Raw genomic sequence first — 23,023 nt, 5'->3', positions numbered from 1 at the left:
TTCACGCAACTGTCTTCGAGAACAGTGTCACCACAACAGTCACACGTCCACGAACACCTCGACCGGGCGACGCGACAGCGTCGCGCTCGTCGAGGCACCCGCATCGATCCGTCGAACGCGTCTTCGACGGCGGTCGGCAGCGAGGCCAAACGATGAGTTACCGGAACGCGTTCGAGAACCGGTTCGAGGACCGCGACGTCGACGTCACGGTCGCGAAACTCGGCCTCGTCGCCGCCGTCCTCCTCCTCGGCCTGCGGTTCTTCGCCGACCAGCCGTTCCTCACCGTCATCCCGGTCGCCATCGGGCTCGCGTGCGGCACGTACCTCGTCACGCACGACCGCGTGATGGACGAGGTCGCGCTCCCGCAGTTCTCCGAGACGGTCGCGGGGTATCTCCCGGCGGTCGTCGTGCTCGCGGTCGCGGCGCTCGTCGCCGCCGTGCGCCTCGTCGGTGAACGCTCCCTGCCCGTCATCTTCCTGACGGGGCTCGTGGGGACGCTCCTGCTCTTCCAGATACTGCTCGTGAAGGCGGAGTCGCTCAGCCCACCGGTCGTGCTCTTCGAGATATTCGTCGCCGCTATCGTGATCCGCACCACCGCGCTGTTCGCGGTGCCCGGGTTCGTCGGCGGCGACATCTGGGTGCACGGCCCCGTCTGGGTCGAGGGCATCGCCGCGACCGGGTCGCTCGAACCGCTCAGTGAGAGCAAGTACCTGCTCGCGCCGCTGTACCACGCGCTCTCGTCGCTCGGTGCGCTCGTCACGGGGTCGCCTCGCGCAGGCATCTACCTGACCGTCGGCCTCGTCGTCCCGCTATCGGCGCTGTTCGTGTACGGTATCGGTGCGATGTTCGTGCCGGCGCGGTGGGCGCTCGTCGCGACCGCCCTGTACGCGTTCGCCGACCAGTTCATCCGCTGGGGCCTCCACGTCATCCCGACGAGTCTCGGACTCGCGTTCTTCATCGCGGTCCTCTACTTCGTCCTGAAGACGTTCTACACGGACGGCGAGGGCTGGGTCGCGGTGGGGGTGTTCGCGTTCAGTCTCGCGATCGTGTTCACGCACCAGGTGTCGACCGCCGTGCTGCTCGTGACGCTCGCGGTCGCGGTCGGCGTCGCCGGCATCCGCGACGCGACGGACGCGTCCGGCTGGCAGCGGAGCACGCTCGTGCTCGGCGCGACGTTCCTCGCGTCGCTGGTCGCGACCGTCGTCTCCTGGACGCTCGCCCCGTGGACTGGCGGCGGCGCTGACACCGCCGGCGAGGGGTTCCTCGTGCGGATGCTCGGCGTCGTCTCGGAGACGTTCGTCGAGGACGCCGGGTTCCTGAACCTCCTGAGCACGAGCGAGCCGGCGGTCCCCGGATCGAGCGGCCCGGAGACCCTCCTCGACACGCTCGTGCCGTACATCGAGCTGTTCGGGTTCGCGCTCCTGCTCGCCGCAGCGGTCGTCGGCGCGCTCGTGATGCTTCGCTGGCGCCAGCGGATGGACGCGACGATCACCGTCCTCGCCGCCGGCGCGCTGATGTTCGTGTTCACGTTCGGATTCAACACGTTCGGCATCACCGTGTTCCTGCCGGGCCGCTGGATCGCGTTCCTGTACGTCCCGCTGTCGCTCGTCGCCGCCGTGGGCCTGTTCCACGTCGTCTCGCACGCGCCGCGCGGGGCGATGGTCGCCATCGTCCTCGTGTTCGCGCTCGGCTACCCGACGTCGATGGTGGTCGCGGAGAAGGCGACGCTCGACGACCCGGTGTTCGACGACCGCTACGCGCGGACGGCGTTCACCGACGCCGAGCTCGCAGCGAGCGACACCATCCCCGGCCTGCTGTCGGCCGGAACGATGGCTGACGTGCAGACCGACCACCCGTACTGGCGGACGTTCCATCCGCTGGAGCCAGCGGAGATGGTGACGCTCACCGTCGACGCTGACGGACCGACCGAGGACGTCCCGATCGTCTATCGGTCGTACCAGGCGACGGGTCCGTCGACGTTCCAGTACGAACTCGGCGAGGAACCGTACCCGAGCACCGACGCCTCGTACACGCAGGCGGAGGTCTGCTCGGACGGCCGGAACTACGTGTACGCGAACGACGAAGTGCTGCTATGCACGGCCCCGAGCGACTCGGAGGTGAGTGACGAATGAGCGACGCCGTCTACTGGCGTTGGTTCACCGACCTCGTGCTCGTCGCGGGCGTCTCCGTGCTCGCGGTGCTCGCGTTCGTCGTCCCGGGCGTCCCGTGGCCCGTAGAGTGGGCGCTCGGGCTCGCCGTGCTCGTGTTCGTTCCCGGGTACGCGGTCGTGTCCGCGGTGTTCCCGGAGCGATCGTCGGTGTTCGACGACGCGGAACCGGCGGCGGCGTCGACGCCGTCGACGGCGGTCGTCGTTGCACTCTCGATCCTCGGGAGCGCGCTCCTGGCCGGAGTCGTCGGCGTGGCGTTCGCGACGCTCGCCACGCTGACGTTCGTCCCGGTCGCTGGCGTTCTCGCCGCGATCACGATCGTCGCGGCGGCGGTGGCGGCGGTGCGTCGTGCATTGCTCGCGCCGTACGTCCGCCGCGCGCCGCTGAGTTCCGGCGCACTCGAGCGAATCTGGAGCGCGCTCCCCGGCTCCCGGAACCAGAACGCGGCGTTCCTCGCAGCGGGGGTCGTGCTCGTCGCGGCCGTCGGCGTGACCGCCGCGTTCCCGCCCGCGAGCGACCCGTTCACGGAGTTCTACGTGCTGAACGAGAACGCCGACGGCGACCTCGTCGCCGAGGACTACCCGAGCGAACTCGTCGCTGGCGACTCGCACACGTTCCACGTCGGCGTCGAGAACCACGAGAACGCGCAGATGCAGTACTCGGTCGTCGTGCTCGCACAGACCGTGGGCGACGACGGCACCGTCACCGAGACCAGACAGCTCGACGCGTTCGAGGTGTCGCTCGCCGCCGGCGAGGACGCCGTGGTCGCGCGCGACGTCGTCCCCGAGCAGCCCGGCGAGAACGTCCGCCTCGTGTTCCTGCTCTACAAGGGCGACGCACCCGCGTCCCCGGGACAGAACTCCGCGGACTTCGCGCTCCAGGTCTGGACCAGCGTCGTCACCGCTGACAACGAAACGGCGACCGAGAGCGCGCGCGTCCAGGGCGCGCCCGCCGCCGTTCGGCCGCTCGTCGCCGCCTGACCACGCCTCGTTCTCCACGCGTTCTCCCGACACGACCCGATTCGCGATAGCGTTCGCCACGCCGGCATCGACCGACGTCCAGTGCCTCCACCATCGGAGGTTTACGTCTCACGTAAACCCCACTGGCTTCCCCGCCGCAGCTACTCCGACGCCCGGACGACCGCTATCGCCTCCATTTCCACGCACATGTCGGGGTCGACGAGCCCCGAGACCTCGACCATCGTCGTCGCCGGCCGGACGTCGTCGAACGCTTCCGAGTGCGCGCGACCGATGGCTTCCCAATCGTCGACGTCCGTGACGAACAGCCGAGTGCGGACGACGTCCGCGAGCGAAGCGTCGAGCTCGGCGAGCGCGCGCTCGACGTTCTCGAGTACCTGGACCGTCTGCGCGTACGGGTCCTCGACACCGACGACCTCGCCGTCCTCGTCCGTCGCCGTCGTCCCAGACACCTCTATCCGGTCCCCGACGCGAACCGCACGCGAGTACCCGACCGCATCCTCCCAGGGCGTTCCAGTCGAGACGCGTTCCCGTTCCATGCCCCGACCACTCGCGGACGACCCAAAGTCGTTCGCCCGAGCGGTCCCCCCGCAGCACGCGGGACCACGGCGCGACGCGTCACGCCACCAGGTACGTTCCCCAGCGCGACGCGTCACGCCACCAGGTACGTTCCCCAGCGCGACGCGTCACGCCACCAGGTACGTTCCCCGGCCCGAGGCGAACGCGTCGTTCCCGACGACGGCGACGACGAGCCCGTCGTCCGCGAGCGCCGGCGCGCTCGCGGTGAGCGACCCGGCGTCGTCGGCGGTCGACGGAATCGATCTCGTCCAGCGTCGCTCGCCGCTCGCCACGTCGATAGCGGCGATAGAGACCGGGGTGCGCGCACCGGATTCGGTGACGTACGCCCTGCGAGGCGTGACTGCTGGGACCGCGCAGGCGTCGGCGGCGACGGGCGTCCGCCAGAGCTCCGCGCCCGTCGCCGGGTCCAGCGCGACGAGCGAGCGCGGGGCGGACGCGGTCGTCGCGACCAGGCGGTCGTCGCCCACGGCCGGCGGCGCAGCGAGGTCGAGCGCTCGCGCCCACTCGCGCGTGCCGTCCAGCGAGAACGCGGTCAGCGTGCCGCTTGCGGAGAGCACGTAGACGCGGTCGGGGCCGACCACGGGCGGCCAACCACTCCGGTCGACGTCCCCTCGCCACTCGACGCTCCCGTCGCGCGCGTCGAGCGCGACGAGCGACGGCGCGTCGTACTCGTGCTTCCGGGTGGCGAACAGGCGGTCGTCGCTCGCCGCGAACGCGTCCACGGTGTACCCGTAGGAGTCGTCGTCGGCGACGTTCTCCACCGCCCAGCGGACGGTCCCGGTCCGGACGTCGAGCCCGTAGAGGTGGTCGCCCGCCTCGAGACAGCAGACGTCGCCGACGAGCGTCGGAAAGGTTCCCGTCTCGAACCGCCAGCATTCCGCGCCGTTCCTGGCGTCGACGGCGACGACCCCGGACTCGCCGGGCAGTATCGCCGCGTCGCCGACCGCTGCGACCGTCGACCCGACCCCGCGTCGAGCCAGCGTCCGAACCCCGCCCGTGGTGACGCCGAGCGTCCCCGTGAACGCCCCCTCGCCGTCGCCGACGACGTCGGACGGGAGCGCCGAGACCAGCGCGAGGACGCCGTGGCTGCCGACCGCGGGCTGCTCGGGGAACTGGCTCCGGCTCGCCGGCGCGAGGCGGTCGACCCTCCCGGTGGCGGTGACGTCGAGGTCCCGGTCGGCGAACGACCGTCGACCGAACCCGCCGCGCGTGGTCGGCCACGGACCCCGGTCGCCGTCGACCGGCGCGTCGCGAGTGTGACGACGGAACCGGGACGGAGAACCAGACAGGCGGTCGAGTGTCTGGCAACCGGCCAGCGAGGAGAGCGAGGCAGCGGCCGCGGCGAGCGCAGCACGCCGCCGGAACGCGGGCGAACTGGAGGGCATCGGTTCCGTGACCGAACGCCATCCGTTTCGGTGTTTCGATGGGTGCGAGGGTGACGTGGAACGATGACGGCCGCGACTACCGGCGTCGGTCGGCGCAGCGTCGCAGAGAAAGGCTCGAAGCGAGGTCGTGAACGCTACGTGACCGCGGTCACTCGACGGTGACGGACTTCGCGAGGTTCCGGGGTTTGTCGATGGGGCGGTCGAGGTCGTCCGCGGCGTGGTACGCGACGAGCTGGAGCTGGACGTTCGCGAGGATGGCGACGAGGTCCGGGTGGGTGGCGGGCACCGTCAGGACCTCGTCGGCGGTGTCGGCGAGCGCGTCGCTCGTGCGCGGGCAGACGCCGACGACCGGGCCGCCGCGGGTCTGGACCTCGCGGACGTTGCTCGCGAGCTTCGCCTCGTTGTTCCCGTTGCAGACCGCGAACACGGGCGTGTGTTCGGTGACGAGCGCAAGCGGGCCGTGCTTGAGTTCGCCCGCCGCGAACCCCTCGGCGTGCTCGTACGTGATCTCCTTGAACTTCAACGCCGCTTCGAGCGCGACGGCGTACGCGCTCCCCCGCCCGATGAAGAAGTGCGAGTCCTCGTGCGCGAACCGGTCAGCTATCTCGGCCGCACGGGACGTGTCGAGCACCGTCTGGACGTGCTCGGGGAGCTCGGCGAGCGCCTCCAGGCGCGCCGCCGAATCCGGGGTCGGCGACCCAGTGACGTCGCGCGTGATGCGTTCGCCGAGGAGGACGAGCGTCGCGACCTGCGACGAGAACGTCTTCGTCGCCGCGACACCGATCTCGGGGCCAGCGCGGATGAACAGGGCGTCGTCGCAGAGGCGCGCGGCGCTCGACCCGACGACGTTCGTCAACGCGAGCGTTCGCGCCCCGCGCTCCTTCGCGATCTCGAGCGCGCCGAGGGTGTCGGCGGTCTCGCCGCTCTGCGTGATACCGACGACGAGCGTGTGCTCGCCGATTGCCGGCGGGTGCGTCGCGTACTCGCTCGCGAGGAACGTCTGCGCGTCCACGTTCCAGTCCGCGAACAAGCTCTCGGCGTACATCCCCGCGTGATAGCTCGTCCCGCACGCGACGAAGTGCACGCGACGAACGTCCGCGAACGACCCGGCCTCGAACTCCTCGAGGACGACGTCGTCGCCGTCCAGGCGACCCTGGATGGTCTGCTGGAGCGACGTCGGCTGCTCGTGGATCTCCTTGAGCATGTAGTGGTCGTACTCGCCTTTCCCGGCGTCCTCGGCCGCCCAGTCGACGGTCTCCACGGGACGGGAGACGTCGAACCCGTCGACGTCCGTGATACGGTAGTCGTCGGCGGTGAGGACCGCGACGTCGCCGTCCTCCAGGTAGACGACGCGGTTCGTGTACTCGAGGAACGCGGGCACGTCGCTCGCGAGGTAGTTCGCGTCGTCGCTGACGCCGAGGACGAGCGGCGACCCGGTGCGGGTCGCGAACACGCTATCGACGTCCTCGTGGATCATCGCGAGCGCGAAGCTGCCTTCGAGTTCGGTGATGGCGGTACGGAACGCGGTCTCGGGGTCGTCGCCGGCGTCGAGGCGTTCCTCGACGAGATGCGGGACGACCTCGGTGTCGGTGTCGCTCCGGAACTCGTGGCCGCGCGCTTCGAGCGCTCGCCGGAGTTCGGTGTGGTTCTCGATGATGCCGTTGTGGACGATCGCGACGCGACCCGAGCAGTCGACGTGCGGGTGCGCGTTCGCGTCCGACGGCTCGCCGTGCGTGCTCCAGCGAGTGTGGCCGATCCCGAGGTCACCCTCGAGGCGGTTCTCAGCGACCGCGGCGCGGAGCGCGGCGACCTGCCCCTCGCGCTTCTGGATCTTGAGGCCGGTGCCGTTCTTCACGGCGATACCGGCCGAGTCGTAGCCGCGGTACTCGAGGTTCTCGAGCGTCGCGACGAGCGACTCGGAGGAGTCCTCGGTCCCGACGCGTGCGGTGATGCCACACATCGGTTCGTTACCTCCCCCGTCCGCCGGCGTGTCGCCGGGCGGACGGACGAGTTGCGAGCGAGCTCGCCGGTTGGTGGCCGAGCGCTCTAATGGAGGACGAGTACGGGGGTTTCGGGGGGTGGAAATCTTTGCTTTGCATTCGTTGTCACGACCTTACTGAATACCAACAGGGAGGGTAGAGACGGGCTTTGTTATGCGTCAGTTGGCGAGGGCAAGGGGAGGTGTCCGGTCGGGTAGTTCAGTTGTACTCGACGGGCGTCGTCACCGCAGCCCCACCCCGTTACCCGCTGGTAGTCACCATTCCCCATGACCGGGTGTTATCAGGTGACTACCACGTGCTCGGAGTAAGGGACCGTGGACTGGCAGAGCGATGACGAGAGGAGCGAGGTCGCCGCGTCGGTCAGCGCCAGTCCGCCAGGTCGACGACGAGCGATTCGTCGGCGACGACGAACGAGTCCTCCTCGAGGATGTCGTCGTCGCTCGGCAAGAAGAGGAGCTGTCCGTACTGTTCCGCGACCACGACCTCGACGTCGAACGGCCGGTAGCCGAGGTCGCGTTCGAGGTCCGGGTCGTCGTCGACGCCCGCCCACGCACGTTCGAGGTCCGTCACGCCACATCCACCCCAGTCACCCACCCCGGGATCATGCTCGCCTCCGTCCTCCACGTGCGTGCCGCAGCCGTTCGAACGGGCCGTTTCTCGTCGGTAACGCCCCCTTACCGCCACCCTGGTGGCGTCGGATGGGGAACGAGACGGTTCGTGACACCATGCACGAGTAGCGATGGACTACATGAATAGACCTTTCCACCACTTTCAGGCCCGTATACGACGGTCGGTTACCACTCGATTACGTGATAGTGACGTTTCGTGACCGGTAATCGGCAACATACCAACGCACCGTTTACCGGGCTGTTACGGCCCGCAGCAGCGGTAAGCTCACCTTATCGGATGGACGGTTCGCGTCATTTCACGTCGTTTCAGTGCGCCGCTCGCCGGTGATTCGCGAGACGGCAGGGCACGCCGAGGTGGAGTGGACTGTCGTCGGCTGGCCGCTGGTGGCGTCGAGCTACGACGCCGGTCACGCGAACAGAGGCGCGTGCTCGATGACGAGGACGACGTTGTTCGTGGCGGCGTACAGTGAGACGAGCGACGGCGTTCCGTACCCGACGAGTCGGACCACGCTCCCGGCGAGCACGGGCCGGTGAGTTCGGTCAGCCAGAACGCGGACGGCGGACTCGGTCACGCCGACGACGACGACGGCGAGGAGGACGGAGATGACGACGACCGACTGGAGGACGCCGTACTCCGCGAACAGCGCTCTCGCGAGTGGATTGCTCTCGACGAGGACGGGCGCGAGCGAGAGCCCGACGACGGTCGACGCCGCATCCAGCGTGGACGTCGTCGCGACGGCGAGGACGCCCTGGAGCGCCGACGGCACCGCTTCCGACCGCCGCGTTGACTCCGGGAGGTCCACGTCGACGTAGGACACGAACCACCATACGGCGCCGAAGACCTTTGTTATCTGAACTGTACCGACGGTACCGTCTCTGTACCGGGGTCGCCGCGTGGAGCGGCAATCTTTTCGACGACGGCGTCGAGTGGTGAGTCGTGACCGAGCAACGGGACGGCTCGATGCGCGAGCGCTGGGACGGTGACGCGACCGATGCGTCGACAGCGGCGACGGTGCTCGTCGCCGGCACCGCGAGCCACGTGGGGAAGAGCACGGTCGTCGCGGGTCTCTGCCGGCTGCTCGCAGATCGTGGCGTCGACGTCGCGCCGTTCAAAGCCCAGAACATGAGCAACAACGCTCGCGTCGCGGTCTCCCCGGACGGCGACTGGGGCGAGGTCGGCGTCAGCCAGCACGTGCAGGCGCGCGCCGCTCGCGTCCCGCCGTCGACCGACCACAATCCCGTCCTCCTCAAACCACGCGGCGATGGCGAGAGCCAGCTCGTCGTCGACGGCGACCCGGTCGGGACGTACGCCGCCGGCGAGTACTACGACGAGCACTGGGAGTTCGTCCGCGACGCAGCAGCCCGAGCGCACGCGCGACTCGCGAGCGAGCACGACGTCGTCGTCGCGGAGGGCGCGGGCAGCATCGCGGAGATCAACCTCCACGACCGCGACCTCGCGAACGTCGAGACCGCGCGGTTCGCGGACGCGCACGTGGTCGTCGTCGGCGACGTGGAACGCGGTGGCGTGTTCGCGAGCCTCTACGGCACGCTCGAACTGATGCCAGAGGACGTCCGCGAGCGCGTCGCCGGCACCGTCGTCTCGAAGTTCCGCGGCGACCAGTCACTCCTCGACCCGGGCGTCGACGAACTCGAAGCCAGAACGGGCGTACCCGTGCTCGGCGTCCTCCCCTACGACGACCCCGGGCTCCCGGAGGAGGACAGCCTCGGGCTACCAGACGAGGACGAGGGAGCCGGGCGACGCGTCGTCGGCGACGACGACGGCGCCGCCGCCGAGCGGACCGTCACGGTCGGCGTCGTCAGGCTCCCGCGCATCTCGAACTTCACCGACTTCGAGCCGTTCGCGCGAACACCGGGCGTTCGCATCACGTACCTCGACCCCGAGCGCGCCGCCGGTCGCGTCGGCGACGTCGACGCGCTCGTCCTCCCCGGCACGAAGAACACCGTCGACGACCTCCACGCGCTCCGCGACGCCGGGTTCGAACGCGCACTCGACGCGTTCGACGGCCCCGTCCTCGGCGTCTGCGGCGGCTACCAGCTCCTCGGCGACCGCATCACGAACGCCGCCGTCGAAGGCACCGGCGACGACGACGTCGTCGACGGCTTCGGCCTCCTCCCCGTCGAGACCGCGTTCTCCACGGACAAGCGCGTCGAAGCCGTCTCCGTCCCCTTCCACGGCGGCGGCTACCTCGACGCCTCGACCGGCAGCGAGGGCAAGCCACCGACGGTCGACGGATACGAGATACACATGGGCGAGACGACCGTCGTCGCCGACGGCGCGGCACCCTCCGTCGACTCCGACCCGCCGCTCGAGCCGACCAGCGTCGCGACCGACCGCGCGGTCGGCACGTACCTCCACGGGCTCTTCGAGAACCGGTGCGTCCGCGACTCGTTCCTCGACGCCGTCTACGCGCACGCCGAGCGAACGCGACCGGACGCCGAGGCTCGCGACACCGACCCGTTCGCCGCCGCCGCCGACCTCGTCTCCGCGCTCGAGGCGCCGTTCGAGGACGCCCGCTGGCACCCTGGTAACTGACCGACACCGAAAGGAACCCATACCTATGCGCGGTGATGTGGCACTTGCTAACAAGGAGTTTGGACTCGAGCGGCGGGACCCGCACCGTCCGCACCCACACTCCGGATCACCGATGAGCCTCCAACGTCCCGACGACACCGACCACCGCGAGTGGCTCCGCGAGAAGCGGCTCACACCCGTCGAACGAGGCTACCTCCTCGTCCTCGTCTACCTCGACCGACGCCTCCGCATCGTCGACTACGTCGAACTGCTCGAGACCCTCTACTACAGGGTCAACATGCAGATGCCCAAGAGCCACACCGAACAGTACAACCTCGACAACAAGTTCTGGTACTGGTACCCGCTCTACGCCCTCGGGTCGTTCTCCGTCATCGCGTACCTCGTCGCCGCGGTATCGGGAGCGCTGCTCGGATTCTACTACGCGCCGGCGACGACCGGCGACCCCTCAGCGGCGTACAACCAGATCGTGTTCATCATGACCGACCTGAACCTCGGGTCCATGCTCCGCTCCGTCCACCGCTGGGCGGCCCAGGTCATGGTCGCCGCGGTGTTCCTGCACATGCTCCGCGTGTACTTCACGGGCGCGTACAAGGAACCCCGCGAACTCAACTGGATCCTCGGCATCGTCCTCATCTCGCTCGTCCTCTGGTTCGGGTACACCGGCTACCTGCTCCCCTGGGACCAGCTCGCGTTCTGGGCCGGCCAGATCGGCGTGGAGTTGTTCCTCTCGGTCCCACTGATCGGCGAGTGGCTCGCCCAGTTGCTCTTCGGTGGCTTCAGTCTCAGTCAGGCCACGCTCCTCCGCATGTACATCATGCACGTCTTCATCATGCCGTTCGTCACCACCACGCTCATCGCCATCCACGTCGGTATCGTCTGGATGCAGGGCATCGCCGAACCACACTGATAGCACGAGAACCCCCTCGTCACGGCCCGCGACCCGGCCTACTTCAGGTACTCGTAGCCCCACTCGCGGAGGACGGCCGCGATGGCTTCCGGGTCCGCGGACGCGACCATCGCCTCGCGGACGTCGAGCTTCTGGAGGTCCTTCTGGCGCATGTCGAGTTCGCCAGCGACCGCTTCGATGATCTCGTCCTCGCGCGTGCTGTACTCCTCGCGGAGGAAGAACTGGTGGACGTTCTCCCGATCCTCCTTGACGCGCGATCGTCGGAGCACCCACGGGATGCCGTCGGCCTCCGCCTTCGTCTGGCCGTCGTCGCGCCCGCGATCGGTAACGTCGGCTTTATCGGCCGTTTCACGACCCGAGTCGTCCGTTCCGGACTGGCCCTCGCCAGAATCGACACCATCCGAATCCGTATAGCGCTCTGTGGTTGATGGATCGGCGTCTTCGGCGGCGTCCGCCGGAACCGCCTCTTCGGCGTCCGACCCCTGGGGGTCAGCCGCCGAATCATCGTCTCCGGACGCCTCCTCGTCGAGGTCCGCGAACGGGTCGTCGCCACTACCTTTCTTCATTCGAACTCACCCTCCACGTGCGCGGCGAGGTCACGATACTGGTCGAGCGTGTCCTTCTCGCGGTCGTACTCTCGACGCAGTCCCTTCTCGCCCTCCTTCCAACCCTCATCGAGCACGCGGAACGCGGTCGCCTGGGACTCCCACATCTCCTGCATGAGACTCGACCGTTCGCCGAACACCGCCGGCACGTCGAACGGCGACGCCTCCAGCTCGGAGAGATGCTCCTTCTGGGTGTTCGTTCCCTTGTACGCGACCGGCACGATACCGAGCACGCCGACGTCGATACCGACCTCGGCTTCCAGTCCCTCGGCGAGGTCGGTGAGCCCGTCGATGGAGAGCGCGCCCTTCCCCGAGAGCTCCACGGGCAGGAGCACGGACCGCGTCGCGAAGATGGCGTTGTACAACGCGTCCCCTTCGGTCGCCTGCGGGTCGCAGATGACGACGTCGTAGTCCTCGGGGACGTCGTTCTCGCGGAGCAGTCGAAGCAGTTGCTCGTTGCGCGGCCACTCGTAGTCGTCGTCGACGTGCATGTCCTCCTCGATCTCCGCGGCCTTCATCATGTTCTGCGTGAGGTTCGCGAGCATGTTGTGCGCGGGGAGAACGTCGACGCCGGCCTCGCCGGTGTCCGTCCGGATGAGGTCGGTGAACTCCCCTTTCGGGCGCCCGATGAGGTGGCGAACGATGTTGTCCGCGCTCCCGTCCGCCCGGTCGTCGGCGACGTCGAAGACGTAACTCAGCGAGCCCTCCTGCGGGTCGAGGTCGATGACGAGGACGCGCTGGCCGCGTTCGGCGTGCGCAGCCGCGAGATTCGCCGCCGTCGTCGTCTTCCCCACCCCACCAGCTTCGCTGTACGTCGTGTACGTGATCATCTGGACTGTACGTACTGACCCATCCGTAATAAAACGCAGTCCATCTACACAATCATCTCACACAAGCAACCCACGTGGTTTGCGTGAACAGCACGACCAAGCAGTCATCGTAGTCATCACCACCAAACAACCACACCAGCCATACATACCAGACATACACACCACGCAGCCACAATTATCAGTGTTACCAATCAAGATTACTGTTCAGTTACACTGTCCAGTGTTACTGCACATGAGTACTGTACAGCGGTCTCATCCAGTTATTCGGTACGGTACTACTGTCCAGGAGGGGCAGCAGGTATCGCCGGTGAGTGCGACTATATGGACCGACTGGTGGGACTGCACAGGGAACCTCGCCAGAACAGACGAATGGAGTGACGAGGTGTGCCTACGGATGATGCGTGCAGTCAGGTCCGACACTGTTGTGACGCGGGAGCTGTACGCGTCGGTCGGTGCAACCGGAGGTACGTGTGGAGGGTAGCCGCGTTGGTGAGTCGGTGGGGGAAGCAACGGGTGAACCGGTACGTGGGTGAGTGTGTGGGCAGGTAGATGGGTAGGTAGCCAGCGGTGGGTAAGTGGGTGGGAAGGAGGGAGGTAAGTGGGTGGGAGGGAGGTGGGTAAGTGGATGTGCAGGGAGGTTTTGTGAGGGGTGTAGGGATACGTCCGGGAACGGTCGGGAGTGAGTTGGTGGTCTCTCGAGCCGTGTGGTGTCGAGCCTGACAGACCGGGTTCGAGGTGGCGAGAGGCTTCGTTGTTCGAGCGGAGTGATCGGCGTTGGGTGCGTGCGGGCGGTGCCTCGATGGGGTCGTCGTCGGGGTAGGTGGTCGCCGCTTCCGTCTGGGCTGGAGCGGCGTGGGTGTGGCAAGATCTGAGTGGGCCCGGGGCGACCGTGGGCAACGCTGCGGGGCGTGGTGGCGTTCGAGACCATCGGCGGGTGGACGCCCACCAACAGACGTCATGAATCAGATAGTGCTATACAGACTGGTGAGGGGCTTGTTAGCAGGACGGGGACTGTCGCCGGGTCAGGAACTGTAGACGAAGATCCAACCGTCGTCGCGGACCGTAATGACGTGTTCGAGGTACTCGAAAGAGACGATTCCTTGCACCAGTCGGTCGACGCCGGACGTCTCCCGGCCGAAGAACGTCCGTTCGACGGCGTCGACGTCCACGGCGTCGTACAGCGGTGGGAGGTCCCAGAAGTCGTCGGTGTCGACCTCGGGGAGCGACGTGACGACGTCCACGACCTTCGTCCCGAGCTCGTCGTCCTGGTCGGGGTCGTAGAGGGTCTGCACGACGAGACGCATGTCGTCGGTATCCCCGAGAGGGCCCGGGGAGTGGTCAATGGGCATCGTCGTCCACCTCCGGGTTGTACTGCTCGTGGACGGATTCGGCGCGGTCGAACGACCTGCCTGACCCCTGGATGTGCGATTCGACGTGCGTCGTGTCCTGACCGGGTTCGAGTGATCGTTCGTCCTTGTCGTACGGCAGGATGCCGAGTGCGCTGAGTTTCGGCACGTGGGAGAGTGCCGCTGCGGCGTCGACGAGGTCGACCGGTTGGTTATAGGCGAGAAGCGAGAGGTACCGGCGTCTGAAGTGATCTAAGCCCTCGAATGTCTCGTCGAGGTTCAAGAAGACGGGGAGCGTCGCACCACCGGAGCCTGTCACGCTCCCTTCGGATGCTACGGCGAGACCACCTTCCGAGAGATTGTCGGTGTCCTCTTCCATGAGTGGTATAGCGGAGAGTCCCGGGAACCAGTAGTGCTTGTGATAACAAGCTTGTCTTGCGAGAGTGATGCCGGAGAGCAAGTCGAGGGAGCGGGAGAGTCCGCCGATCTGGACGCATCGCGTCTACGAGTCGTCGACGAGGCGGCCGTGAACGTCGATCTCGCCGTTCCGGATTCGAGTACTGGAGATCCTGCGTCCGTCCTCGGCGACGACGAACGGCGGTGTGTGTATCTCGAGCGGTCGTTTCCCGTCGGCGATCCGTTGCTTGTTGAGTTCGTACGCGCGACGCTGGGACTTCGATTCGGGCGAGGCGACGAGCGCGTCGACGTCGTCTCGCGTCGCGGCGGGACCGCCGGTGTCCTCGAGTCGCAGTATATCGTAGGAGGCGGTGTAGGCGCCCGCGATGCGTTCCAGTTCGGTGTCGAGCGCGTCGCGTCTCGCGTCGAACGACCCGAGGAGTTCGACGTGGGAAGGGTCGCTCCGCGTTCGTTCGGCGAGCTCGGTCGACGTGAGGCCGACGATGACGTGTCCGTCACCGGAGCCGACGTGACTGGCCGTCTGGAACGCCTCGTGGAGGAGCGCGCGATGCCCGTTGTGGATGGGCGTGAAGGTGCCGCCGAGGACCGTGATTCGTTCGTCGCCGTCCATACGGGATGCAGGCGTTCGATCGCCGTATGCGTAGGGGTTCGCGGGTGGCGTCGGCGTTCCCGGGTGGCGTCAGCGTTCGCGAGTGGCGTCAGCGTTCGCGGGTGGCGTTGGCGTTCGCGGGCGGTGAGCCACGACGGTCCAGGGGGAACGCTTTCGGCGCACGCCGTCGTCTGTCCGGCGTGTTGGACGGACTCGCGTCCTCGTGGCGACAGGTCGCCGGCGTCCCCGTAGTCGTCCTCTCGTTCCTGTTCGCGGTGGGGTTGCTCGGCGCGGGGACCGAGGCGGCGGCGCCGCTGTTGCGCGAGGCGTTCGTCCGGTACGTCGTCGGTGATGCGGGCGCGCTCGGGTTCGGCTGGTTGGGCGCGTACGTGCTGACGAACGGGTCGGTCGTCGCCGCGGTCGCGCTCTCGCTGTCGACCGCGGGCCTCCTCGGTCCGTCGCAGGTGTTCCTGATGGTCGCGGGGACGCGCCTCGGTGGCGCGGCGATCGTCGTGGTCGTCGGGGCGTTGGATTACTTCCAGAAGGAGCGATACAGCCTGCAGCAGTCCGTGAGTCTGGGGTCGCTGACGTTCCTCCTCACGCACTCGGTGTACGTTCCGGCGACGGTCGTCGGGTACGTCGCGCTCCCGGTCGTCCGCGGGGAGTTCGCTCCCGGGACGGGCGCGGTCGACGGCGGGTTCGGTCTCTCGAACCCGTTCTCGCCGATGACGTCCGCGTTCGTGGACGCGGTCGGGCCCGGAGTGGCGGTGGTGGTGGCGGTCGGCGCGCTGTTCGGGAGCCTGACGCTGTTCGACCGGTTGTTGTCGGGCGTGGACGTGGCAACGCTCCGCGAGCTGGTGTTCGATCGCTTCGAGCGGACGTGGGTCTCGTTCGCCATCGGACTCGTCGTGACGAGTGCGACGACGAGCGTGGCGTTCTCGCTCGGCGTCATCGTCCCGCTGTACAACCGCGGGTACGTGAAGCGAGAGGGGTTGCTACCGTACGTGCTCGGTGCGAACGTCGGGACGCTCTTCGATACGCTCGTCGCGGCGTTCGTCCTGGATTCGCCGGTCGCGGTCGTCGTCGTTCTGACGCTGGCGGTGGCCGCGTTGCTCGCCACGCTCGTCGCGCTCCTCGCGATGGAGCGGTACGCCAACGTGGTCGTGGGCGTCGACGACCTGCTGCTCGAGGACCGACGGGTGTTCCTCGCGTTCCTCGCGTCGCTCGCCGTGGCGCCGTTCGTGTTCCTGTCGCTTGGGCTCGCGTTCGGGTGAGCGACGTCGGCGATTCGGACGCTCGTGGAGAGAGACCTCCCGGAGAACGAGGTCGTCGCGGAGAGACACGTGGACGGCCCGGAGGGGTCAGGCGGCGAGCGTGCGTTCGACGAGCGTCTCGGTCGCGACTGCGAGGGCGACGAACGCGATGAATGCACCGCCGATCCACGTCCAATGTTCGAGGGTCGGTGCGATGACGGAGAAGAACTCGCGGAGTGGCGTGTAGAGGACGGCGAGCTGGAGGGCGAGCGAGAGGGCGACTGCGGCGACGAGCCACGGGTTCGAGAGCGGGGAGAGGTCGTAGCGCGAGCGGATGAGGTGGATGCGGACCATCTCGATGGTGACGAGGAGCGTGAACAGGAGCGTCTGTGCGACGACGAGGTCGCGCGTCACGTCGAGCGCGTAGAAGAACAGCGCGAGCCCGGTGACGGTCATGATGGCGCCGATGGTAGCGATCGAGAGGAGCATCCGCCGGTCGATGACGGGGTCGTCCTCGCCCCGTGGGGCCCGGTCCATGATGTCGTCGGCTTTCGGGTCGGTGCCGAGCGCGAGTGCGGGGAACCCGTCGGTGACGAGATTGATCCAGAGGAGCATGACTGGCGTGAGGACGAGCGCTTCGGTGTTCCCGGCGAACAGCGACGGGTAGAGGGCGCTCCCGACGAGGACGCCGACGAAGACGACGAGGACCTCGCCGGCGTTCGCGGACAGCAGGTAGTTCACGAACTTCCGGATGTTGTCGAAGATGCCTCGTCCTTCGGCGATGGCGTCGCGGATGGTCGCGAAGTTGTCGTCCTGGAGGATCATGTCGCTCGCCTCCTTCGTGACGTCGGTGCCGCGTTCGCCCATCGCGATGCCGACGTCGGCGTTCCTGACGCCGGGGGCGTCGTTGACGCCGTCGCCGGTCATCGCGACGCGATGGCCGTTCGCCTGCAGGGCTTCGAGGATGCGGACCTTGTGCTCGGGGGCGACGCGTGCGAACACCTCGACTTCCTCGACGGCGTCCTGGAGTTCCGCGTCGGTCAGCTTCTCGACTTCGGGGCCGGTCATCGCGCCCGTCGGGTCGAACCCGACCTGTGCGCCGATGGCTTTCGCGGTCTCGACGTTGTCGCCGGTCGCCATGACGACGCGGATGCCGGCGTCGCGACAGTCGGCGACGGCCTGCGGGACCTCGTCGCGCGGCGGGTCGAGCATCCCCTGGAGGCCGAGGAACACCATGTCGTCCTCGAGCGCGTCCTCGTCGGCGTCCGGGTCGGTGACGCGTTTGCGCGCGAACCCGATGACGCGGAGGGCGTCGCTCGCGAACGATTCGGTGCGTTCGAGGACGCGGTCGCGGTCGGCGTCGGTGAGCGCGCGTTCCTCGCCGTCGACGAGCACGCGGTCGCAGCGGTCGAGGACGGTCCCGGGCGCGCCCTTCATGTACGCGGTGTAGGCGTCGTCGCCGTCTCCGGCCCGGGAGTCGGTGGCCTCGACGGTGTCGGCGGCTCCGACCCGGGAGTCGGTGGCCTCGACGACGACGGTCATGCGTTTGCGGTCCGAGGAGAACGGAACCTCGCGGACGCGTTCGGCGGCCTGCTCGACGCCGGCTTTGCGCGCGGAGACGAGGAGTGCGACCTCGGTCGGGTCGCCGAAGTACTCGCGGTCCTCGGTGTCGGGCGCCGGTTCGGCGTTGTTGCAGAGCGCGCCACACCGCAGGACGGGTTCGAGCATCGCGGGGTCGACGGCTTCGCCGTCGCGCTGGAACTCGCCGTCGGTCTCGAGACCGGCGCCGGTGACGTCGAAGACGTCGTCGCCGAACGCGACCCGCTGCACGGTCATCTGGCTCTCGGTGAGCGTCCCGGTCTTGTCCGTGAGGATGGTGTCGATGCTCCCGAGGCTCTCGACGACGGGGAGCCGGCGGACGAGCGCGTTCCGCTCGACCATCTTCTGCGAGCCGAGCGCGAGCGTGAGCGTGACGACCGCGGGGAGGCCTTCGGGGACGGCGGCGACGGCGAGCGTGATGGCGGTCAGGAGGATGCTGATGGCGTCGGTCGCCGTGAACAGGAACTGGACGAGAACGACGAGCGAGATGAGCCCAATCACGCCGATACCGATGCGCCGCCCGAGTTCGTCGACCTCGCCCTGGAACGGCGTGTCGCCGTCCTCGGCCGCCTGCATCTGCGTCGCGATGGCGCCGACCTCGGTGTCCATGCCGGTGCCGACGACGACCGCGCGCGCCCGACCCTTCACCGCGTTCGTGTTCATGTACACCATGTTCCGTCGTTCGGCGAGCGGCGTCCCGTCGTCGACGGGGGCCGCGTCCTTCTCGACGTTCGCACTCTCGCCCGTCAGGGCGGCTTCGGCGGTCTCGAGGTTCGTGACGTCGACGAGTCGCGCGTCCGCGGGGACGGCGTCGCCCTGTTCGAGGACGACGACGTCGCCGGGGACGACCGCGGTGGCGTCGATCTCGCGTTTCTCGCCGTCCCGGAGGACGGTCGCCGCGGGCGAGGAGAGTTCGCGGAGTCGCTGCATCGAGCGTTCGGCGCGGTAGTCCTGCACGAACCCGAAGACGCCGTTCGCGAAGAGGATGACGAGGATGAGCGCGGCGTCGACGACGTTCGCGTCCTCGCCGGGGAGGAGGCCGACGGCGAGCGAGAGCACCGCGGCGAGGACGAGGAGGTAGATGAGGACGTCCTGGAACTGCGAGACGAATATCTCGAACGGCGAAACGTCGTTCTCGCCGCGGATCGCGTTCGGGCCGTACTCCTCGAGCCGGCGGTCGGCCTCTTCGCTCGACAACCCGTCGGCGCTCGCGTCCAGTTCGTCGAGGACGCCCTCGACGGGGCGAGCGTGCCACGCCGTCGGCGCGCCCGACCGTTCGACGGGCGTCGCCGAACTCATCTGTCGGCGTTCCACGCCACGGGCGGTCGACTCCTCCTGTCGCGTTCGAGACCGCGAGCCGAGACGGGTGCGAGCGCGTTCATGGTAACGTCCTCGAACGCCTCGCTCTTAGAGGTACGTCCTGGATTCCGCCAAGGAGTGGCTTTCCTCACTCCTCGAGCATCCACCCGAAGCGCTTCTCCCAGAACTCCTCGCTCGGCGGTTTCTTCGACCGACCGTACGTCTTGTCGTCCCGGATCTGTCGTTCGAGGACGTCCCGGGCCTCGTTCAGCGCGTGGGTGGCGCCGTAGCCTTCGCCGGACGCGATGAACAGCCCGTCGTCGGTGTAGAGGCGGATGCGCGCGAGCAACAACGGCGTCCCGCGGTGGGTCTCGTCGTGCTCGTGCAGGTGGATCTTCGCGTCGAGGACGCTCGTGCCGCCGTCCATCGCGTCGAACTTGTCGATCATCGCGACGACGTCGTCGTACTGGACGTCGTCGAGGAGGTCGGTGCCGTACACCTGAACCGCGCGAGAGCCGCCGGCCTCCCACGTGAGCGCGTCCAGGACGTCCGTCTTCGTGACGATACCGTACGGGTCGCCGTTCTCCGTGACGACGAGCGACGACCCGTCCACGTCGAACATCTCCGCGACGGCGACGTCGAGCGTCTCGTCCGGGTGGATGGTCCTGACGGGGGACACCATCACGTCGCGGACCGGGAGGTCGAGGACGCGAGCGCGCTCGCCGTCGCGAGCGCCGAACCCGCCGCCTCTGGACCGACCGGCGCTCACCGCTATCTGGCCACCGGTCGCGTCGGTGCCGCCGGCGTTCCCGCCCTGACTACGGGTCTCCGCGCGCGTCGTCACGTCGACGACGTCGTAGAGACTCAGGATGCCGACCGCGTCGTCGCCGTCGACGACCGGGAGGTGCGTGAACCCGTGCTCGCGGAGGACGGAAAGCGCCCGTCCGAACGTGGCGTCGGGGCCGACCGTGACCATGTCACTGGTCGCAGCCTCCCGAACGGTCGCGGCGTCGAGGAACGGTTCGACGGCGTCCAGGACGTCGTCGACGGTGACGACGCCCGCGAGGTCGTCGCCCTCGAAGACCGGGAGGAGTCGCGAGTCCGCGTCGATCATGAGGCGGGCGACCTTCCGGACGTCCTCGTCCGGCGCGAGCCGGGGGACGTGCCAGACGAGCGACCCGACCTTCTCGTCGGGCGGGTGATGCGAACTCGCGAGCTGGCGTCGGGTGACGACGCCCTCGAAGGCGTCGTCGCGGACGACGACGCCCTTCACTGCGGGGTCCTCGAATACCCCGACGAGCCGGGAAACCTCGTCGTCGGGTGCAAGTTCTACGAAGTCGGTTGAGATGATGTCAGCGATGTCCATGGGCTTTTGTCCGTTACCGCGGGCGTTCGTGAACGATACCTCGGTCCGCGTGACCACACCTAGCGGTAGGGGCGAGACGTACAAGAAATCGCTCGTCGTTCCCGCGCTGTGAGAGCGTGCGAAGGTCGTCGGTGGGGCCGACGGAACCCTCCTGACTGGCGGGGTTCGACGCGAGACCCGTCGGGTGACGCCACCCCCGCCGTGGACTCGTCAGTCGTGGTCGTCGAGGTACGCGAGCGCTTCCTCGTCCGAGACCTGCGTGAAGCGCTCGTAGAACTGGCCGACGCCCTGGAAGTGGCGTGGTTCCGCGAGGCAGACGACGTCGTCGGCGTGCTCGCGGAGAGCGCTCGCGGTGTCGGGTGGAGCGACGGGGACCGCGAGGACGACGTGGGCGGCGTCGCCGTTCCGGAGTTGCTGGAGGCACGCGCGGACCGTGGACCCGGTGGCGACGCCGTCGTCGACGAGGACGACGCGCTTCCCGGCGACGTCCGGTTCGAGGTCGCCCGCGCGGTACCGTCGCGCCTTCTCGCGGGCGGCGTCGACCTGCCGGTCGCGTTCGCGCTCGAAGTACGCCTCGTCGACGCGACCGTCCCGGAACGCCGCCTCGTTCCGCCAGACGCTCCCGTCGCTCGCGACCGCGCCGATGGCGTACTCGGGGTTCCCGGGCGCGCCGAGTTTCTTCGCGACGACGACGTCGAGCGGCGCGTCGAGCGCGTCCGCGACGGCGCGACCGAGCGGGAGCCCGCCGCGCGGAATCGCGAGGACGAGGTCCGCCTCGACGCCGCGGTCGCGGAGTGCCGCGGCGAGCCGTTCGCCGGCGTCGGTTCGGTCGCGGAATGGAGGAATCCCGTCCATACGCGTCACTTCGGTAGACGATACCTTGGAACATGGGGTCGGCCTCTACGGGGACCACCGTCGGGTTCCGGACACGACCAGCACAACCCACGACCAGCACAACCTTCGAGGCGTCGGGCACGCGCTGGGGGAGACGATGGACTGCGGCCATGACGGCACGAGTCAAGTCCTGCGAGTATCGGGGCAGTCACTATGCCGCCACCGACCGTATACTCGCGTGGAGAGACCCCATGCAACTCGAAGGGAAGACGGCGATCGTCACCGGCGGTTCGTCAGGTATCGGATACGCGATCGCGTCGGCGTACGTCGACGAAGGCGCGAACGTCGTCGTCGCGAACCGGAACGTGGACGACGGGGAGGCCGCAGCGAACGAACTCGGGTGTACGTTCGTTCGGACGGACGTCAGCGACTACGAGCAGGTCTCCGCGCTCGTTGACGTGACCGTGGAGGAGTTCGGCGCGCTCGACGTGATCGTGAACAACGCGGGCGTCGGGAGCGAGTCGTCCGTCGGCGACATGACGCTCGAGGAGTGGCATCGCGTCGTCGACGTCGACCTGAGCGGCGTGATGTACGGGACCAAGGCGGCGCTCCCGCACCTCCTGGAGTCCGAGGGGTTCGTCGTCAACGTGGCGTCCATCTACGGGCTCGTCGGCGGGCGAGGCGCGGCGGCGTACTCCGCGGCCAAGGGCGGCGTGGTGAACTTCACGCAGCAGGTCGCGGTCGACTACGCCGAGGCCGGCCTGAACGTGAACAGCATCTGTCCGGGGTTCGTGGAGACGCCGATGACGTCGGAACTCCTCGAGTCCGACAGGTTCTACGAGATACTGCTCGACGAGACCCCGATGAATCGACCGGCACAACCCGAGGAGATCGCGCCGCTCGCAGTGTTCCTCGCATCGGAGGGCGCGACGTACGTCACGGGAGCGAACATCCCCGTCGACGGCGGGTGGACCGCACACTGACGGGAAGCGTCGACTCCTGGTCGCAACGACGCCACCAGTCGGTCGGCGAGTCGCATTACCTCGGAACAGCCGCTATGTGGCGCGCGGTCGAACGTCGACAGACGTCGCCGCCCAGCGCTGGCGGCCCGTGAACGTTCCAGTCGAGCGGTCGTCGCCCGTGGCGCGCCGGAGCCGGACCGACCGACATTCAGTGATATCCATGAACTTCGACGAATTCACCGGCGAAGTACAGCATCGACTCGAGCTTCCGGGGACCGGCGAGACGGTTCGCGCGATACGCGCGACGCTCATCGACGCTCGGTGCTCGCATCCCGAAGGACGCCGCCGAGGACCTCGCGGCGTCCCTCCCGATGGAGATAGACTGGTATCTCGCGGGCGCACCCGAGGAGCACGGCCAGCGGTTCGACTGGTCGACGTTCGTCGCGCGCGTCGCCGAGATAGAGCGCGGCGACGGGACGGACGCGGCGTACCACGCCCGACTGATCGTCGACCTCGTCCACGACCTCGTGCCCGAATCCGACTTCCAGCAGCTCCGCGACCAGCTCCCCGAGAGCGAGGACGACGAGAACTGGCGGGAGCTGTTCGAGGTCGTCGACGGCGGCGGCTGGCACGAGACCAGCGGCGCCGAAGCGACGTGACGACCGACGGTTACCGACCAGTCACCGACGCGTGATTCTCGGCGCGCGGAATCCAGCGGCCGAGT

19 protein-coding genes and 1 pseudogene are annotated in these 23,023 nt (G+C 68.2%); 7 read left to right on the top strand and 13 right to left on the bottom strand.

What is annotated here, in order from left to right; translation table 11 throughout:
- The first annotated feature begins 152 nt into the window (after positions 1–152).
- Positions 153–2,132: a hypothetical protein gene (locus VYJ16_RS16910; protein WP_336351490.1), complete on the top strand. Its 1,980-nt coding sequence runs from the start codon at positions 153–155 to the stop codon at positions 2,130–2,132.
- The gene (locus VYJ16_RS16905) at positions 2,129–3,148 is read left to right on the top strand and encodes a DUF1616 domain-containing protein (protein WP_336351489.1); all 1,020 of its coding nucleotides are present in this window, start codon (positions 2,129–2,131) and stop codon (positions 3,146–3,148) included. Before VYJ16_RS16910 ends, VYJ16_RS16905 begins: the two co-directional genes overlap by 4 nt.
- A gap of 140 nt (positions 3,149–3,288) precedes the next feature.
- Here the strand turns inward: VYJ16_RS16905 and VYJ16_RS16900 are convergent, their stop codons facing one another.
- From VYJ16_RS16900 to VYJ16_RS16880, 5 genes are all read right to left on the bottom strand, one after another.
- On the bottom strand, positions 3,289–3,684 hold the full coding sequence (locus tag VYJ16_RS16900) for a RidA family protein (RefSeq protein WP_336351488.1): 396 nt from the start codon (positions 3,682–3,684) through the stop codon (positions 3,289–3,291).
- 147 nt (positions 3,685–3,831) lie between these two features.
- Positions 3,832–5,109 carry an outer membrane protein assembly factor BamB family protein gene (locus VYJ16_RS16895; RefSeq protein ID WP_336351487.1) on the bottom strand — a complete coding sequence of 426 codons (1,278 nt, stop codon included), beginning with the start codon at positions 5,107–5,109 and terminating at the stop codon, positions 3,832–3,834.
- A gap of 148 nt (positions 5,110–5,257) precedes the next feature.
- On the bottom strand, positions 5,258–7,069 hold the full coding sequence (gene glmS / locus VYJ16_RS16890) for a glutamine--fructose-6-phosphate transaminase (isomerizing) (RefSeq protein WP_336351486.1): 1,812 nt from the start codon (positions 7,067–7,069) through the stop codon (positions 5,258–5,260).
- A gap of 400 nt (positions 7,070–7,469) precedes the next feature.
- The gene (locus VYJ16_RS16885; protein ID WP_227133037.1) at positions 7,470–7,679 is read right to left on the bottom strand and encodes a hypothetical protein; all 210 of its coding nucleotides are present in this window, start codon (positions 7,677–7,679) and stop codon (positions 7,470–7,472) included.
- A gap of 466 nt (positions 7,680–8,145) precedes the next feature.
- Entirely contained in the window at positions 8,146–8,556 is a 411-nt protein-coding gene (locus tag VYJ16_RS16880) for a DUF5658 family protein (RefSeq protein WP_336351485.1), read from the bottom strand.
- Positions 8,557–8,699: 143 nt separating this feature from the next.
- Here VYJ16_RS16880 and VYJ16_RS16875 point away from each other — a divergent pair, with 143 nt between their 5' ends.
- A complete protein-coding gene (locus VYJ16_RS16875) occupies positions 8,700–10,292 on the top strand; it encodes a cobyric acid synthase (protein WP_336351664.1) in 1,593 nt (530 codons plus the stop codon).
- Positions 10,293–10,404: 112 nt separating this feature from the next.
- Positions 10,405–11,199: a cytochrome b gene (locus VYJ16_RS16870; RefSeq protein ID WP_336351484.1), complete on the top strand. Its 795-nt coding sequence runs from the start codon at positions 10,405–10,407 to the stop codon at positions 11,197–11,199.
- A gap of 38 nt (positions 11,200–11,237) precedes the next feature.
- Here the strand turns inward: VYJ16_RS16870 and VYJ16_RS16865 are convergent, their stop codons facing one another.
- The 5 genes from VYJ16_RS16865 to VYJ16_RS16845 form a co-directional block, all read right to left on the bottom strand.
- On the bottom strand, positions 11,238–11,765 hold the full coding sequence (locus VYJ16_RS16865; protein ID WP_336351483.1) for a DUF7970 domain-containing protein: 528 nt from the start codon (positions 11,763–11,765) through the stop codon (positions 11,238–11,240).
- Positions 11,762–12,634, bottom strand: coding sequence for a ParA family protein (locus VYJ16_RS16860; protein ID WP_336351482.1), 873 nt, complete (start codon positions 12,632–12,634; stop codon positions 11,762–11,764). Before VYJ16_RS16860 ends, VYJ16_RS16865 begins: the two co-directional genes overlap by 4 nt.
- Positions 12,635–13,656: 1,022 nt before the next feature.
- The gene (locus VYJ16_RS16855) at positions 13,657–13,983 is read right to left on the bottom strand and encodes a HalOD1 output domain-containing protein (protein WP_336351481.1); all 327 of its coding nucleotides are present in this window, start codon (positions 13,981–13,983) and stop codon (positions 13,657–13,659) included.
- The gene (locus VYJ16_RS16850; protein ID WP_336351480.1) at positions 13,973–14,440 is read right to left on the bottom strand and encodes a hypothetical protein; all 468 of its coding nucleotides are present in this window, start codon (positions 14,438–14,440) and stop codon (positions 13,973–13,975) included. Before VYJ16_RS16850 ends, VYJ16_RS16855 begins: the two co-directional genes overlap by 11 nt.
- 42 nt (positions 14,441–14,482) lie before the next feature.
- Positions 14,483–15,007: a phosphopantetheine adenylyltransferase gene (locus VYJ16_RS16845; protein ID WP_336351479.1), complete on the bottom strand. Its 525-nt coding sequence runs from the start codon at positions 15,005–15,007 to the stop codon at positions 14,483–14,485.
- Between the two features lie 179 nt (positions 15,008–15,186).
- On the opposite strand from VYJ16_RS16845, the gene VYJ16_RS16840 reads away from it, so the two are divergent.
- On the top strand, positions 15,187–16,260 hold the full coding sequence (locus tag VYJ16_RS16840; RefSeq protein WP_336351478.1) for a sodium:phosphate symporter: 1,074 nt from the start codon (positions 15,187–15,189) through the stop codon (positions 16,258–16,260).
- Between the two features lie 87 nt (positions 16,261–16,347).
- Here VYJ16_RS16840 and VYJ16_RS16835 read toward each other — a convergent pair whose 3' ends face one another.
- From VYJ16_RS16835 to VYJ16_RS16825, 3 genes are all read right to left on the bottom strand, one after another.
- A complete protein-coding gene (locus VYJ16_RS16835; RefSeq protein WP_336351477.1) occupies positions 16,348–19,137 on the bottom strand; it encodes a cation-translocating P-type ATPase in 2,790 nt (929 codons plus the stop codon).
- 148 nt (positions 19,138–19,285) lie between these two features.
- Entirely contained in the window at positions 19,286–20,503 is a 1,218-nt protein-coding gene (locus VYJ16_RS16830; protein ID WP_336351476.1) for a CBS domain-containing protein, read from the bottom strand.
- Positions 20,504–20,713: 210 nt separating this feature from the next.
- Complete coding sequence (locus tag VYJ16_RS16825) at positions 20,714–21,358, bottom strand: phosphoribosyltransferase (RefSeq protein ID WP_336351475.1); 645 nt, start codon at positions 21,356–21,358, stop codon at positions 20,714–20,716.
- 230 nt (positions 21,359–21,588) lie between these two features.
- Between VYJ16_RS16825 and budC the strand changes: the two genes are divergently transcribed.
- Together budC and VYJ16_RS16815 are read left to right on the top strand one after the other, a co-directional pair.
- Complete coding sequence (budC, locus tag VYJ16_RS16820; RefSeq protein WP_336351474.1) at positions 21,589–22,320, top strand: meso-2,3-butanediol dehydrogenase; 732 nt, start codon at positions 21,589–21,591, stop codon at positions 22,318–22,320.
- 199 nt (positions 22,321–22,519) lie between these two features.
- Positions 22,520–22,958: pseudogene (locus VYJ16_RS16815) on the top strand (DUF2267 domain-containing protein).
- Positions 22,959–23,023 lie beyond the last annotated feature (65 nt).

It is taken from the genome of Halorubellus litoreus (assembly GCF_037081675.1).
GTDB classification, from domain to species: domain Archaea; phylum Halobacteriota; class Halobacteria; order Halobacteriales; family Natrialbaceae; genus Halorubellus; species Halorubellus litoreus.
This window is presented reverse-complemented; position numbering and strand designations above follow the sequence as displayed.